Source organism: Pandoraea sp. 64-18, assembly GCF_001899225.1.
GTDB classification, from domain to species: Bacteria; Pseudomonadota; Gammaproteobacteria; order Burkholderiales; family Burkholderiaceae; genus Pandoraea; species Pandoraea cepalis.
The window spans coordinates 202,087-216,440 of the sequence record NZ_MKVU01000007.1; the positions used below are offsets into that span (position 1 = coordinate 202,087).

12 protein-coding genes are annotated in these 14,354 nt (G+C 65.1%); 5 read left to right on the forward strand and 7 right to left on the reverse strand.

From position 1 onward, the window contains the following. Positions 1-224 precede the first annotated feature (224 nt). Positions 225-1,046, reverse strand: coding sequence for an IclR family transcriptional regulator (locus BGP02_RS06350; RefSeq protein WP_286798222.1), 822 nt, complete (start codon positions 1,044-1,046; stop codon positions 225-227). 245 nt (positions 1,047-1,291) lie between these two features. Here BGP02_RS06350 and BGP02_RS06355 point away from each other — a divergent pair, with 245 nt between their 5' ends. Both BGP02_RS06355 and BGP02_RS06360 read left to right on the forward strand, forming a co-directional pair. Next, entirely contained in the window at positions 1,292-2,740 is a 1,449-nt protein-coding gene (locus BGP02_RS06355) for an NAD-dependent succinate-semialdehyde dehydrogenase (protein ID WP_017235229.1), read from the forward strand. Between the two features lie 161 nt (positions 2,741-2,901). Next, positions 2,902-4,062, forward strand: a complete 1,161-nt coding sequence (locus BGP02_RS06360; RefSeq protein WP_017235228.1) for an iron-containing alcohol dehydrogenase — start codon at positions 2,902-2,904, stop codon at positions 4,060-4,062. Positions 4,063-4,268: 206 nt separating this feature from the next. Here BGP02_RS06360 and BGP02_RS06365 read toward each other — a convergent pair whose 3' ends face one another. From BGP02_RS06365 to BGP02_RS06375, 3 genes are all read right to left on the reverse strand, one after another. After that, the gene (locus tag BGP02_RS06365) at positions 4,269-5,393 is read right to left on the reverse strand and encodes a glycosyltransferase family 9 protein (protein ID WP_286798223.1); all 1,125 of its coding nucleotides are present in this window, start codon (positions 5,391-5,393) and stop codon (positions 4,269-4,271) included. A gap of 168 nt (positions 5,394-5,561) precedes the next feature. Beyond that, entirely contained in the window at positions 5,562-7,142 is a 1,581-nt protein-coding gene (locus tag BGP02_RS06370; RefSeq protein WP_286798268.1) for a rhodanese-related sulfurtransferase, read from the reverse strand. A gap of 221 nt (positions 7,143-7,363) precedes the next feature. Further along, positions 7,364-7,987 (reverse strand): cysteine dioxygenase family protein, encoded by a 624-nt coding sequence (locus BGP02_RS06375; protein WP_286798224.1) that lies wholly within the window; start codon positions 7,985-7,987, stop codon positions 7,364-7,366. A 108-nt stretch (positions 7,988-8,095) separates the two neighbouring features. Here BGP02_RS06375 and BGP02_RS06380 point away from each other — a divergent pair, with 108 nt between their 5' ends. Then, entirely contained in the window at positions 8,096-8,338 is a 243-nt protein-coding gene (locus BGP02_RS06380; RefSeq protein ID WP_150553051.1) for a DUF3820 family protein, read from the forward strand. A 29-nt stretch (positions 8,339-8,367) separates the two neighbouring features. Here the strand turns inward: BGP02_RS06380 and BGP02_RS06385 are convergent, their stop codons facing one another. The 3 genes from BGP02_RS06385 to BGP02_RS06395 form a co-directional block, all read right to left on the reverse strand. Beyond that, a complete protein-coding gene (locus tag BGP02_RS06385) occupies positions 8,368-9,918 on the reverse strand; it encodes an amidase (RefSeq protein ID WP_286798225.1) in 1,551 nt (516 codons plus the stop codon). A gap of 148 nt (positions 9,919-10,066) precedes the next feature. After that, the gene (locus BGP02_RS06390) at positions 10,067-10,855 is read right to left on the reverse strand and encodes a substrate-binding domain-containing protein (RefSeq protein WP_026132209.1); all 789 of its coding nucleotides are present in this window, start codon (positions 10,853-10,855) and stop codon (positions 10,067-10,069) included. Between the two features lie 134 nt (positions 10,856-10,989). Further along, complete coding sequence (locus BGP02_RS06395) at positions 10,990-12,309, reverse strand: MFS transporter (RefSeq protein WP_017235222.1); 1,320 nt, start codon at positions 12,307-12,309, stop codon at positions 10,990-10,992. A 305-nt stretch (positions 12,310-12,614) separates the two neighbouring features. On the opposite strand from BGP02_RS06395, the gene BGP02_RS06400 reads away from it, so the two are divergent. Next, positions 12,615-13,541 (forward strand): LysR family transcriptional regulator, encoded by a 927-nt coding sequence (locus BGP02_RS06400; protein ID WP_150563439.1) that lies wholly within the window; start codon positions 12,615-12,617, stop codon positions 13,539-13,541. A 135-nt stretch (positions 13,542-13,676) separates the two neighbouring features. Continuing rightward, on the forward strand, positions 13,677-14,111 hold the full coding sequence (locus tag BGP02_RS06405) for a hypothetical protein (RefSeq protein WP_150563440.1): 435 nt from the start codon (positions 13,677-13,679) through the stop codon (positions 14,109-14,111). The last annotated feature ends 243 nt before the right edge of the window (positions 14,112-14,354 follow it).

Here is a 14,354-nt window from a genome sequence, read left to right on the forward strand (position 1 = left end):
ATCAACGAGATCCCTGCGCAAACTCGCGCCTTTTTTGCCGCCGAATTTGGGATAAGTCCGAAGGAAAAACGAGCCTCTTTGTCCGGTGACGTCGGACGTTGGTCTCAAATTACTTCGAAATCAATCCAGGATCACTCCGGAATCGATCGCCAACGGGGTTCCCAACCGGTCCGACAGTAACGCGGCAGGACGCAGGACGGTTAGCACCATACCGGCGCAATGTCTCAGCGTCGCGCCGATGCTCCAAGCCGTACCGACAACTGATCGGCCAGTTCGCGAATCTGGCGCCCGAGGCGCCGGCCCGTTGCCAGGTCGATGTCGTTCGTGACGAAACTGACGGCGAGCCCCGCGACGGCGCGCTCACCGCTCGCATCGAATACCGGTGCACCGAAGCAGATCATGCCTTCGCGCATCTGCCCGTTGTCGATCGAGTAGCCATCGCGACGCGCCTGCGCCATCTCTTCGGCCAACGCCGCATACGTCGCCACACTGGCACGCGTGAGCGGCGCGGGCCAGGCACCGGCGAGCAGATCGGCGGCCTCATCCGCCGGCAGCGTCGAGAGCATGGCCTTGCCGGTCGCCGTGTAGGGCGCGGGCAACCGCATGCCGATGCGGAAGGTCACGCCGAGCGGCCGATTGCCGTTGTGACAGGCGAGATAGATCACGTCGGTGCCATCGAGCACAGACAGCGTGACGGTCTCCTGCTCGAAGGCGGACGACGCCTCCCAGACCGCGCGGAATTCTTCGGTGACGTGGGTCTGCGACAGGAACGCATTCGCCCATCCCATCACGTACGAGCCCATCGTCATGCCGCCATTGGCGTGGCGCTTCACGAGCCGCAACTTGACCAGCGTGTCGCACAGGCCGTGCAGTGTGCTCTTGGGCACGCCCGTCTCCCTCGCCAGATCGGCCAGCGCGATCGGCTCGGCCGCCGCCGCAATCACATCGAGGATGCGTACGGCGCGCACCACAGCGGGCGCGGTGGTCTTGAGCGGTTCGCCGTCGCGGGCTTCGTTGGCGGAGATATCAAGTTTGCGCTTGGGCATGAATCGGAAATCGGCTTCAGAAGGGTCGAAATGGATCGGGGCGGGCTACGCCGCCCGTAGGGTACGGGCAAGTGATGGGAATGCCGCCTTCGGAAAACCCTGAGTTGCACGGAAAACGTTCGCTACGTAGAATGAGGTTCAATACATAGAATATCGTTCAATAGATGGAACGGCAAGCGGCAATTCGAGAGACTGCCGTGCGTCGTTTCCCCAACCGGAACTGCCGGCGAGCCCGGCCAACTGCCATGCAACTTAAAGACACCTCCCTCTTCAAGACACTCGCCTGGGTCGATGGCCAATGGATTGCGTCCGACAGCGGCAAGACGCTCGACGTACTGGACCCGGCCACCGGTGAAGTCCTGGCCAAGGTGCCGGAACTCGGCGCGGCGGAGACGACGCGGGCCGTCGCGGCCGCGGAAGCTGCGCAAAAGCCGTGGGCCGCGCGCACTGGCAAGGAACGTGCTGCGGTCTTGCGCCGCTGGTTCGATCTGATGGTCGCCAACACGGACGACCTGGCGTATCTGATGACGCGCGAGCAGGGCAAGCCGCTGGCGGAGGCGCGTGGCGAGATCGCCTATGCGGCGAGTTTCATCGAGTGGTTTGCGGAAGAAGCCAAGCGTGTGGATGGCGACGTGCTCGCCACGCCCGCCTCGGACAAGCGTCTGGTCACGCTCAAGCAACCGGTCGGCGTGTGCGCGGCGATCACGCCGTGGAATTTCCCGGCAGCGATGATTACGCGGAAGGTGGCCCCGGCGTTGGCCGCGGGCTGCGCGATTGTGGTGAAGCCGTCGGAACTGACGCCGCTCTCCGCTTTTGCCCTGGCCGAGCTGGCGCACCGCGCCGGCATTCCGGGCGGTGTGTTCCAGGTGGTAACGGGCGACGCACGCGCGGTGGGGGGGGTGTTGACGTCGCATCCGGGGGTGCGCAAGTTGTCGTTCACGGGGTCCACGGCGGTGGGCCGACTGCTGATGGCGCAGTGTGCGCCGACGGTCAAGCGCATGTCGCTGGAGCTGGGGGGCAATGCGCCGTTCATCGTGTTCGACGATGCCGACCTCGACGCCGCCGTTGACGGCGCGATCGCGGCGAAGTACCGCAATGGCGGGCAGACTTGTGTATGTGCGAATCGCTTCTATATTCAGGACGGCATTTACGACGCCTTCGCCGAAAAATTCGCCAAGCGCGTGGCGGGCATGAAGGTGGGCAACGGTCTGGAAGACGGCGTGGTGGTCGGCCCGCTGATCGAGGGCAAGGCGGTCGAGAAGGTCGTGGCGCTGGTGGACGACGCGAAGTCGCGCGGCGCTCGCGTGCTGGTGGGCGGCACCGCGCACGCGCTGGGCGGCACTTATTACACTCCGACGGTGATTGCGGAGGCCACTTCGCAAATGCGCGTGGCGCGTGAGGAAATTTTCGGTCCGGTCGCGCCGCTGTTCCGTTTCACGCACGACGCGGACGCCGTCGCCTTTGCGAACGATACGGAGTTCGGGCTCGCGGCTTATTTGTACACGCGCGACATCGCACGGGCATGGCGCACGGCAGAGGCGCTCGAGTACGGCATGGTGGGGCTGAACACCGGCCTGATCTCGAATGAGGTGGCGCCGTTCGGCGGCATCAAGCAATCGGGGGTGGGTCGCGAGGGGTCGCGTTATGGCATCGAGGAATACCTCGAAATGAAGTACCTGTGCCTGCAATTGTGATGGCTGGGTAACAGATCAGGTTCAGGATCAGGCTCACGCTCAGGCTCGCATCGTTCGGTGGCGCGCGGCGCGGCGCCCGCCGACGTCAACCGCATCGACCGGATAGATCGCGGCAGGCTTGTCGCGCACGCGGTAGTGAAGGTCTCACGAGGATATCGGCCATGAACGCTTTTCGTTTCCAGACGGTTCCGACCGTCGTTGTGGAATTTGGCGCAGCGCGTCGTCTGGGGGCATTGCTGCGCGAGCAATATCCGACGGGCACGCGTTTGTGTGTGGTGACGGACGGCTTTCTACACAAGAGCGGCTTGCTGTCCCCGGCACTGGCGGATCTCGCCAGGCATGGCTGGCAGGTGTCGGTGATCGACGATGTGATCGCCGACCCGCCGGAGCATGTGGTGCTGGAAGCGGCCCAACGCGCTCGCGCTGCCGACGCGGAGATCGTGCTGGGGTTGGGCGGCGGCTCGTCGATGGATGTGGCGAAGCTGCTTGCGGTGCTGCTGCCTGGCGCGCAATCGCTCAAGGAGATGTATGGCATCAAGAAGGTGACAGGCACGCGCCTGCCGCTGGTGCAGATGCCGACGACGGCCGGTACGGGCTCGGAAGTGACGGCCGTGTCGATCGTGACGACAGGCGAGACGACGAAGATGGGGGTTGTCTCGCCGCAGCTTTTTGCGGATCTGGCGATTCTGGACGCGGAACTCACGCTCGGTCTACCCCGCGCGGCCACGGCCGCCACAGGCATCGACGCGATGGTGCACGCGATCGAAGCTTATACGTCCGCCCATTTGAAGAATCCGATCTCGGACACGCTCGCCGTGAAAGCGTTGGCGTTACTCTCGCGCAATCTGCTGAGCGCCTGTCACGACGGCAACGATCGCGCCGCTCGCGAAGCCATGCTGGTTGGCGCGATGTTCGCCGGACAAGCGTTCGCCAATTCGCCGGTCGCCGCCGTTCACGCCCTGGCCTATCCGATCGGCGGCATCTTTCACGTTGCACATGGCCTCTCGAACGCGCTCGTGCTCTCTCACGTCATGCGCTTCAATGCCCCCGCCGCCAGCCAGCACTACGCGGAACTGGCCGATGTGATTCTGCCCGCCAAGGCCTCAGGCAGCGACGAAGCCAAGACCGATGCCCTCATCCGACACATCGAATCGCTGATCGTCGACACCGCCATCCCCCGCACGCTGCGCGAAGTCGGCGTGAAACAAACCGACATCGCCCGTCTGGCCAGCGACGCGATGCTGCAAACCCGACTTCTCGTGAATAACCCGCGCGAAGTGACCCAGGCCGATGCATTTGCCATTTATAGCGCGGCGCTTTGATCGGGCGCCTGCTCGGTGTTGCATGACGCCGATTGTGGTCGCTGATGCGGCCCCCTGCTTCGTACCTCTGCTTCGTACCTCTGCTTCGTACCCCTTCAGTGCTTCAACGACGGACCGGGGCCCCTTTCCGCCTCTCAGACATAAACCCAACTCGCTGCAGAAAGGGGCCCCGATCCGTCTCTTCCCGTAACACCCCCCCCCATCCCTCACCTCGTCGGCATACTCGCCAGCGTCGACACCACCGTTTCCGCCAACTCGGCTGCATCCACCGCACTCACATCCGAATCGGTCTGCAACGGCGTCGACTGACATCCCGGTGTGAGCCTGAGATACGGCGGCTCCGCCTTCGCAAACAACGTGACGCTCGGCGTCAACGTCGTGTGCGCCACATGCATCAACCCACCATCGGCACCCACGAATAACGCCGCATTCGCAATCACCCGCTTCGCTTCGCGCAACGTCAACCGACCCACGAAAGATGTCAGCTTCAGATGGACAAATTTCGCCTCCATTAACGCGTTTGCCGCATCCACACCATTGCCCGACCCCAGCAACACTACGCCATCCGGCATCCCCGGCTGGTACGCAATGTCATACGCCTGAAGGAATTCCCGCCAATGCGCATACGTCCGGCGCGGCTCGACACCCCCCATCGCCAACACCAGGAACGCCCCCGGCAATACTTGCCCCACGACCGACGCCGGCAGCGCCGTTTCCTGCCGCAAGTAAGGCTTGGCGCGCGCGAACAAGTCGTCGGACGCCAACCCCAGCGAAAAGACGTCGTTGACCGCCGCAAGGCTGAACTGGGTCTGGTTCCGGTCCGGCCCGTGAAAGAATCGGAACAAACACGCAAACGGCAGCGACGGGAAATATTTCCGCTTCAGCCGCAGCGTCGGATAGTTGAACTCCTGCAATACAATGACGTCGTAATCGCCCGGCTTCACACTCGCCGGATCGTCGTACACGTGACGGAAAATATCGTCGCCCTCGAACACGCCCTTCAAGCCCGGCGTAATCAACAAATCGACCGGACCCTCGCGCCCACGCAACAACGCACGGCCCGACATATCCATCACCGCATCACCGACCGATGCCTTGCCCCCATAGATCCACAGCACGCGCGCACCCGGCGACACCCGACGCACCTCTCGGCTCGACTGCCCGCTCAACGCAAGACGCAAGCGACGATGCAGGTATTTTTTGGCAACGCTCAACGATGACGTGCGCTGCAGGAATACGTCGGGCTCGTGGTACACCCAGGCATAAGGAATGCGGGTGCTCGGTTCGGTGAGAGCGCCCAGTCGGCGGGCAATGAAGCGCTGCAATGGCATGATGGGTTCGAAAGCGAGTCGGCACCGGTTCGCCCGCGCGTGAATTGGGTTCACATCGTGGCGTCAGGCGGCGGCGTCAGAAGGTGGGGAGTATGCCACGTCTGCCCCCGATTGACGGCAACGCAACGCTCCCTCCGCCCTGCACCACCGGGCGTCCCTTTGACTCGCTCACACCACCCGGAAATGGTGCGTTCCATCGCGATGCAACTGGTCGACGAGCCCATACTCCCAATCGAGGTACGCCTGCATCGCCTCGGCAGCATTGTCCGTGCCCTCGTACGGACGACGATAGCGATCGTCGCGCGGGCTCGCCAGCCGCGTCGGTCCCGATTCGAGCGGCAGCCCAGCCTGGATCCACGCCTGCGTGCCACCGTCGAGCACCACGATTTCGGCATCGGTCAGACGCCGCAAATCGGCCGCCGCAAAGCGCGCAAGCAAGCTGGAGCCGCAAGTGAGCACGTACCGCTGCGCAGGGCCGATCTCCCGCAAGGCCTCGGCCAGGCGCGCGCGAATGACGAACCACGCCCCCGGAATGTGGCGTTTGACGTAGTTGACGCCCGAGGTGACGTCGAGCACCACGATCTGGCCAGGCGCTGACTCGTCAAGCCAGCGCGCGAGCACCGCCGGCGAGACGGTCTCGACATCGGCCGCGCTCGGCGTATGCAACGGCCATCCGCCCTGGGCACTGCGCGCCTCGTCGCCATGCGGCTCGACGACGTAGACGGTCCAGCCCATCTGGGCGAGCCACGAACCGGTCATGTCGGCACGCACGCCGTTGTCGTCCGCGAGCACGATCCACGCGCCACGCACCGGCGCATGATGATCGGTCTCCTGCACCAGTTGCCCTCCCGGCGCACTGGCGAAGTCGGGCAAGTGCCCGGCTGCGTAGTCTTCCGGCGTACGCACGTCGAAGCGATAGACGGTGCGCCCAGGCGCATTCAGTGCGGGCACGTCGCCCACCGCGATTCGGCGCACGCCCGCACGATCGGCGATGGCACGGGCCCCAGCGCGCGCGACGTTCAGGGTAGCGTCGCTCACCACGGCCGGGGGCCGGCGATCGGCCCCGCGCTCGAGTGTCTGACCGGCGAGCGTCCAGCCGATGGTGCCGTTGCGCAGCGCCGCCACCGGATTCGGCAGACCGGCGTTCACGAGCGATTGCGTGCCGATGATGCTGCGTGTGCGTCCGGCGCAATTGACGATCACACGCGTGGCCGGGTTCGGGGCGAGTTCGCGCACGCGCAGCACGAGTTCGGCACCGGGCACGCTGGTCGAGCCGGGAATGTTCATGGTCTGGTATTCGTCGAACCGGCGCGCGTCGACGACGACCACATCGGCGTGCGCATCGAGCAGTGCCTGAACTTCCTGCGCGGACAGCGACGGGGTATGCCGCAACCCTTCGACCCATTCGCCAAAGGCTTTGCTCGGCACATTGACGTCGCGAAAGACTTCACCGCCGGCCGCGATCCAACCGTCGAGGCCGCCCGCGAGACAATTGACGTCGGTGTAGCCGAGCTTGCGCAGCACGCCGGCAGCGCGCGGCGCCAGATCCTCGCCGCCATGCTCGCCGTAGACGACGATGCGCGTGTCGCGGCGCGGTATGCGTGCCCAGACGTCGATCTCCACGCGCGAGAGCGGAAGGTTCGCCGCCCACAATGGGTGCGCCTGCGCGAATGGATCTTCTTCGCGAACGTCGAGCAATGCAATTTCCTCACGGGCGAGCAGCGCGGCACGCACGTCGGCATAGGTCAGTTCGGGGAAAGCGAGGTCTTCAGCAACGGCAGTCGGCGCAGCCGTCTGCGACGGCGCATCGGTCGAGAAAGAGGACACGGTGGTTCCTTGAATTCGGCAAGCGTCGATTCGATTCGCGTATCGGCGCGGTGGGCTCGCGCATTCGCGCAACCAGAAATCTATTGTGGCAGAAGGCGCCCGAACGCGTGGTGAGGGCCGTCGGCACGTTGCGGCGCCTTTCTTTATGGATTCGGCGATTGCGCATTGGCGTATCCGGAGATGAAGCTTTTGCGCTCGCCCGCTTCGGTGAACACGCTGCGACGCACGGTGCCAATGTTCGCCCCGTACACGTGGATGCTCACCGAGACCCGGTCGGCGTAGGCATTGCTCACACGGTGAATGTCCCCCAACCGCGGCGAGAGCACCTCCACATCGCCCGGCGACAGACGCACCGGCGGCCCCGTCATGACCGGTACGCCCTGCGCGTCGAGCCGATAGGGCTGCGAATCCTCCGCCCCGCGCAACATGCCGATCAGGCCCCACACGGTGTGATCGTGAATTGGCGTGACCTGCCCCGGCCCCCAAACGAAACTCACGATGGAAAAGCGCTGCGCCGGATCGCAATGCAACAGGTATTGCTGATAGTGCTCGGGATGCGGCACCGCGAACGCGGCGGGCAACCAGTCGTCACATGCGACGAGTGGTGCCAGCAGACCCGCGCCGGCGTCGAGCAGCGTTGTCTCGTCCGGATGACGCGCCAGCAGTCGCGAAAGCCCCGCGACGAACGTGCGCAACGGATCGAGCGCTTCGCCATCCGGGCCGGGCACCTCGCCCGACGCCGCGAGGCCATCCAATCGTTGATGCATACGAACCCCCAAAGTTGGGCGCGCTCCCCGGCCGACCCGGTGGAACGCATGTGGTAGCGTAACGCTTTGCCTCTCTTCGTGCCCGCGCGCTATCCGCGCCTGTCGCTTATGCTCGATTTCGATGCCGACGCGCTGATGCGCCTCGTCACCACGCCCATGCCGTTCGGCAAACACAAGGGCACGCTCATTGCCGACCTGCCCGGCAATTACCTGAGCTGGTTCGCCCGCGAGGGTTTTCCGCCGGGCGACATCGGTCGCCTGCTCGCCCTCATGCACGAGATCGATCACAACGCGCTGGGTGAATTGCTGCGCCCGCTACGGGCGCAGGCACGCGCCGCCCGCCCAAGGTAAGCCGAACGGACCCGTCCCTTGCCCGCCGATCACCCCCTCGCGGTACCGGCAAGCATCGGCGGCAGCCGGCGACGCACCCACTGCGTTTGCTGCTCGTGCGCATGCGCCAGTTGCAACACCGCGAGATCGGCCTGCGCCGGTCCGATGATTTGCAGTCCCATCGGCAACCCGCGCGCATCGAATCCGACCGGCACGCTGATCGCCGGCAGTCCGGCCAGCGTCGGCCCGATCACCACTTCCATCCACCGATGATAGGTGTCCATCGGCTTGCCCGCGACGGACGACGGCCAGTGCATTTGTGCGTCGAACGGGAAGACCTGCGCCGAAGGCAGCAGCAGGAAGTCGTAACGCTCGAACAGCCGCGCGAGCGAGCGATACCACTCGCTGCGATCAACGGACGCGCGATATACATCGGCCGCGCGTAACGCATGCCCGCCCTCGACTTCCCACTGCGCCTCCGGCTTGAGCTTGTCGCGGCGCGCAGGGTCGGCATACAACTCGCCCAGCGAGCCGCTCACGAGCCAGTGACGCAACGTGAGCCACGTCTGCCACAATCGCTCCGGCGCGAAGTCGGGCGCACAAGATTGCACTTCGCACCCCATCGCCGTGAAGTCGCGCAACGATGCCTCGCACAGGGCCATCACACCGTCTTCCATCGGCAGATGGCCGCCATAGTCGCCCAGCCAGCCCAGCTTCAATCCCTTGACGTCGCGTTGCAACGCGCTCGCGAACGGCACCGCGCCATGCGCCTGCGCCAGGGAAAGCGGACTGCGCGCGTCGTAGCCCGCTTGCGTGGCGAGCAGTTTGGCGACGTCGGCGACAGAACGCCCCATCGGCCCCTCGGTGCTCAGTTGCTGGACGAACAACTCAGGCGCCGGACCATAGGGCACCCGGCCCTGCGACGGCCGGAAGCCATACACGTTGCCGAACGCAGCCGGATTGCGCAGCGACCCCATCATGTCGCTGCCATCCGCGACCGGCAGCATGCGTAGCGCAAGCGCGCTGCCCGCCCCGCCGCTGCTGCCACCTGCGCTGCGCGTCGCGTCGTAAGCGTTGCCCGTGACGCCAAAGACGGGGTTGTAGCTATGCGAGCCCAATCCGAACTCGGAGACGTTGGTCTTGCCGATGAAGATCGCGCCCGCCGCGCGGATGCGCGCAACGCCGATGCTGTCCTGCGTGTCGGGCGCCGCCGACGTCAATGGCGAGCCTTTGCGCGTGGGAAATCCCGCGCACGCGGCGAAATCCTTCACGGCATGCGGCATGCCGTGCATCCACCCCAGGGACTGGCCATTGGCCAACTGCTGGTCGCGCTCGTCGGCCTGCGCAAGCAAGGCGTCGGCATCGTGCAAGGAGACGATGGCGTTGACCGCCGGGTTGTAATGCGCAATGTGCGTGAGATACGCCTGCATGACCTCGCGACACGACACGCGGCGCGTGTGAATGGCGTCGGACAACGCCAGCGCGTCGAGCGCGACGATCTGGTTCAAGGGCGGGGCGTGGGGGGCCGAGGGGCCGGCTGCGCCGGCACGCGAATCGGCAGCCTGTATCGGCTGAGCGGGTTGAACTGGCGCTGAGGCCATGTCGGTCTCCTTGGCGGTGGCGTCGTCCTGTGCAACGCCGTTGTCTGACGCGTCATTGTCGGTCAAACCCGCCAAGGATGCCGAGGGAAAATTATCTCCCCCGACGCAGGCAACACGTTAGTTCATATCTTCAATGAAGACCGGCACATCAATGTGCCAGCGGATCGAGACCGGTGGACTCGACTTCCTTCGCCACCGCGGGCGCGGCCAGGTACGTCAGCAGTTTCTTCGCTTCGTCCGGATGCGGCGCATTCACCGGCACGCCACCGGCGAAACGCGTGACCGATTGCAGCGACTCGGGAATCTTGCCCGCGAACGCAGCGCCCTTGACCGGCAGCAGCTCGCTGACCTGTTGCAGTCCCAGCGCATAGTCGCCGGCAGCGACCTTTTCGGCCACGGGCGTCTTCTGCACCATCACGCTCTTGCCCCGCATCTGGTCGACGATGCCCAGCTTCTTGAAGAGTTCGCGCTCGACGTACACACCGCTGGCGCTGTCGGAGTACGCGACCGATTTCGCGGCGAGCAGCGCGGCCTTGAGCTTTTCGGGCGTGCTGACATCGGGCACCACATCGCCCGATTTCACGACGACGCCGATGCGCGAATCGGCCAGATCGACGCGGGAATCCGCGCGCACCTTACCGGCCTTGATAAGACCGTCGAGGGCGTAGCCGACCATGATGACCGCATCGGCCGACTCGCCACGCGCCAGACGGTTGGGGATTGCCTCGGGCGCCTTGCCCATCGACGGCCCCCACGCGGTGTCCACATGATCGCCGCTCGACGCCTCGAACTTGGGCAACAACAACTTGTACGCGGCCGTGAAGCCGCCGGAGTTCATCACGTGCAGGTCTTCCGCGCTGGCCGACGTGGCACCGAGCAGCGTGGTCAGGGCGATGCCGGCGCCGAGCGCGGCAAGCAGATGTCGGGGCGCGCGCATGCGCGCCGGGAGGGCGATGGCTTTCATGGCAGTGTCTCTCTGAATTTTGCTTTTGGGGATGGATGCGCGTCGGCACCCGGTTTGGGGAAGCGTTGCCGGGCGCGCCCGCGAACGGGGCGCGCCTGCCGCGTGGCTTAGCCTGCGGCGAGTTCAGTACGGGGACTCCCCTGCCCGCCGGGGCGGCGGCGGTAGAGCGCCAGCGTCGCGCAAATCGCGCACAGCGCGGCGATACTCATCCAGTAGCCCGGCGCGGCCTTGTCGCCCGTGGCGTGGATCAGATAAGTCGACAGCGCAGGCGTGAAGCCGCCGAAAAGCGCCGTCGCGAGGCTATACGCAAGCGAGAAGCCGGCCACGCGCACGTCCGGCGGCATGACTTCGGTCAGCGCCGGGATCATCGCGCCGTTGTACATGCCGTACAGGAACGACAGCCATAGCAGCGAGATCAGCATGCGCGTGAAGCTCGGGGCCTGAACCAGGAACGTGAGCACCGGATAGGCCGATACGAGCGTCAGTCCCGCGAAGAGCAGCAATACCGGGCGGCGGCCAATGCGGTCGGACAGCATGCCACCGATCGGCAGCCAGATGAAGTTCGACACACCCACGCACAGCGTGACGAGCAACGCATCGGCGCTCGACAGGTGCAGCACGCTCTTGCCGAAGGTCGGCGCGTAGACGGTAATCAGGTAGAACGCCGTCGTGGTAAGGGCCACGAGCAGCGTGCCGCCGATCACCACGCCGGCGTTGGCGGCCATCGAGCGGAACACTTCGCCCAAGGACGGATGACGCTTGCGCTGCTTGAATTCTTCGCTCTCCTGGAGCGAGCGGCGCAACGCGAAGATCATCGGCACGATCATGCAGCCCACGATGAACGGCACACGCCAGCCCCATGCCGCGATCTGCTGCGCGGTGAGCGTGAGCGAAAGCGTGAAGCCGAGCGCCGCCGACACAACAATGGCGACCTGCTGGCTCGCCGACTGCCAACTCGTGTAGAAGCCCTTGCGGCCCGGCGTGGCGATTTCCGCAAGATACACGGACACGCCGCCCAGCTCGGCACCGGCCGAGAAACCTTGCAGCAAACGTCCGATCAGCACGAGCACCGGCGCCGCGAGACCAATGGTGGCGTACCCCGGCACGAACGCGATGAGCACGGTGCCGCTCGCCATGATCGCCAGTGTCGTGACCAGCCCCTTGCGGCGGCCGACGTTATCGATGTAAGCGCCCAGCACAATCGCGCCGAGCGGTCGCATCAGGAAGCCCGCGCCAAAGACGGCGAAGGTCATCATGAGCGAAGCGAACTCGCTGCCCGCCGGAAAGAACACGTGTGAGATCTGAGTGGCGTAGAAACCGAACAGAAAGAAATCGAACTGCTCGAGGAAGTTGCCGGCCGTTACGCGCAGGATCGCGCCGGCTTTCGAGGGGCGACGCGAAACCGCGTCGTTGGGGCGCTGTGACATGCGCTGTCTCCGTGTTGCCGGCAGCCCGGGAGATCGGGCCGCCAATGTGTCGTCGGAATGCGCCTCTACCAGGGACGTTTGAATCGTCATGAGCGCTTTTTAGAAGTTGCCAATGGTGCGCCGGAAGTTCCCGGCTTGTGAATTGCAAGTTTTGGAAGTATTGATGCACATATGCGATCAATCGTAGGATGTTGATGCGTCTACCAAGCGGTAACGGGCTACACTCCGCATCGCAACCAAGCCTCGGCGTGCGCTGGACGTCGGCGTGCCTCGAGGCGTCTACCCGACTTTCTGCTCCCAACGTCATGGCGATCAACTTCGATCTGAACGATTTGCAGGCATTTCGCGCGGTGGCGCAACTGGCGAGCTTTCGCCGCGCGGCCGAGTCGATCCATCTCTCGCAGCCCGCGCTCTCGCGCCGTATCGACAAGCTCGAGGACGCGCTCGGGGTCAAGCTCTTCGAGCGCAGCACGCGGCGCGTGGCGCTGACAACCGTCGGACGCGCTTTCGCCCGCGACGCGGAGCGGATTCTGGACGATCTGGACAACGCCCTGCTGGGTATTCGCGATGTGGCCTCGTCGAGCCTCGGACATGTGACCATTGCCTGTGTGCCGTCGGCCGCGTATTACTTCATGCCGCAGGTGATCTCACGCTACCACCAGGCGTTTCCCCGCATCCGCATCTCGGTGCTCGACGCAAGTGCCAACGAGGTGCTCGCGTCGGTGGCGAATGGCGACGCCGATTTCGGGTTGAATTTCATCGGCAGCCAGGAGCCGAACATCGAGTTCAAGCTCCTGTTGCAGGAGCGCTATGTGGCGGCCTGCCGGCGCGACCATGCACTCGCGGGCAGAAAGCGGGTGACGTGGCGTGAGCTTTACGAATACGACTACATCAGTGTCGGCCGCGTCTCGGGCAACCGGCTGCTGCTCGATCAAGCGCTCACCTCGCTGCCCCAGCGCCCGCCAAGCATCTGCGAGACGCAGCACGTCACCACCATGCTCGGTCTGGTCGAAGCGGGGCTCGGCGTGGCGGCCGTGCCGACGATGGCAATGCCGGGTAGCGAACATCCGTTGCTCACGAGCGTGCCGCTGGTCGATCCGGTAGTGACGCGGCGCATGGGAATGATACGCAGCAAGGCGCGGCCGCTCTCGCCGGCGGCGGCACAGTTATATCGCTACGTGGCCGAGATGAAAGTGCCATCGCGGCGTCGCACGGGCGGCGATGCCTCATAAAAGCTAACCGCTTTCAACGCACGCACTGAAACATTTTGTTACCGGCCTTACGAGACATGAAACATTGGGGTGACGGCGGCACGGTCGCGTGTCTTTATACTGGGTCCGCATTCATCCGCATCTTATTCACGACCTATGATCAAACGAATTTTCCCGATGGTGGCGATCGCCGCCGTGGTTGCAACGACCTCGCTGGCCGCGTCGGCCAGTGATATGAACAATGCCGTTGGCGGTGCGCTGGGCGGCGTGGCGGGCGCGGCCGTGGGCGGCGCGCTCGGCGGCAGCACCGGTGCGGTGCTTGGCGGCGCCGTCGGCGGCGGGGCCGGCGGGGCGATCACGTCCAATCGGCGCGAGCGCACAGGCGCCATCGTTGGCGGCGCGCTCGGCGGTGGTGCCGGCACGGCGGCTGGCAATGCGATGGGCGGACGCTCGGGTGGTCTGATCGGTGCGGCCGTTGGCGGCGGCGCCGGCGCCGCGCTCGGCGGCAACATGTCGCGCTCCAGCTCGTACGACAACGATGGCTACGGCTACCGTGGCAAGCGCCACGGCCATCGCAAGCATCATCACTGATCGACCCGCGTCTGCCTGAACGACAACGCCCCGCGATTGCGGGGCGTTGTCGTTGGGAATGCCAGCTTGGCGCGGTCGCCGCGACGGCGCTATACCACGCGAACTTCCAGCCGCTTACCCAACGCGGCAAAGGCGTTCCCCACCGCGTCGAGGCGAGAGGCGTAGCCGAGCTTCAGTAGCCGATCCACCTGCACCTGATTGACGTGCATACAAAAGCCACCTTCGGAATTCGCTGTACGTCAT

Bases quoted from the DNA above. Each gene is read 5' to 3' on its own strand.
- BGP02_RS06400 (WP_150563439.1), top strand. From the start codon at position 12,615: ATGGCGATCAACTTCGATCTGAACGATTTGCAGGCATTTCGCGCGGTG.
- BGP02_RS06380 (WP_150553051.1), top strand. From the start codon at position 8,096: ATGCTCGATTTCGATGCCGACGCGCTGATGCGCCTCGTCACCACGCCC.
- BGP02_RS06355 (WP_017235229.1), top strand. From the start codon at position 1,292: ATGCAACTTAAAGACACCTCCCTCTTCAAGACACTCGCCTGGGTCGAT.
- BGP02_RS06375 (WP_286798224.1), bottom strand. From the start codon at position 7,987: ATGCATCAACGATTGGATGGCCTCGCGGCGTCGGGCGAGGTGCCCGGC.
- BGP02_RS06385 (WP_286798225.1), bottom strand. From the start codon at position 9,918: ATGGCCTCAGCGCCAGTTCAACCCGCTCAGCCGATACAGGCTGCCGAT.
- BGP02_RS06390 (WP_026132209.1), bottom strand. From the start codon at position 10,855: ATGCGCGCGCCCCGACATCTGCTTGCCGCGCTCGGCGCCGGCATCGCC.
- BGP02_RS06350 (WP_286798222.1), bottom strand. From the start codon at position 1,046: ATGCCCAAGCGCAAACTTGATATCTCCGCCAACGAAGCCCGCGACGGC.
- BGP02_RS06360 (WP_017235228.1), top strand. From the start codon at position 2,902: ATGAACGCTTTTCGTTTCCAGACGGTTCCGACCGTCGTTGTGGAATTT.
- BGP02_RS06365 (WP_286798223.1), bottom strand. From the start codon at position 5,393: ATGCCATTGCAGCGCTTCATTGCCCGCCGACTGGGCGCTCTCACCGAA.
- BGP02_RS06395 (WP_017235222.1), bottom strand. From the start codon at position 12,309: ATGTCACAGCGCCCCAACGACGCGGTTTCGCGTCGCCCCTCGAAAGCC.
- BGP02_RS06405 (WP_150563440.1), top strand. From the start codon at position 13,677: ATGATCAAACGAATTTTCCCGATGGTGGCGATCGCCGCCGTGGTTGCA.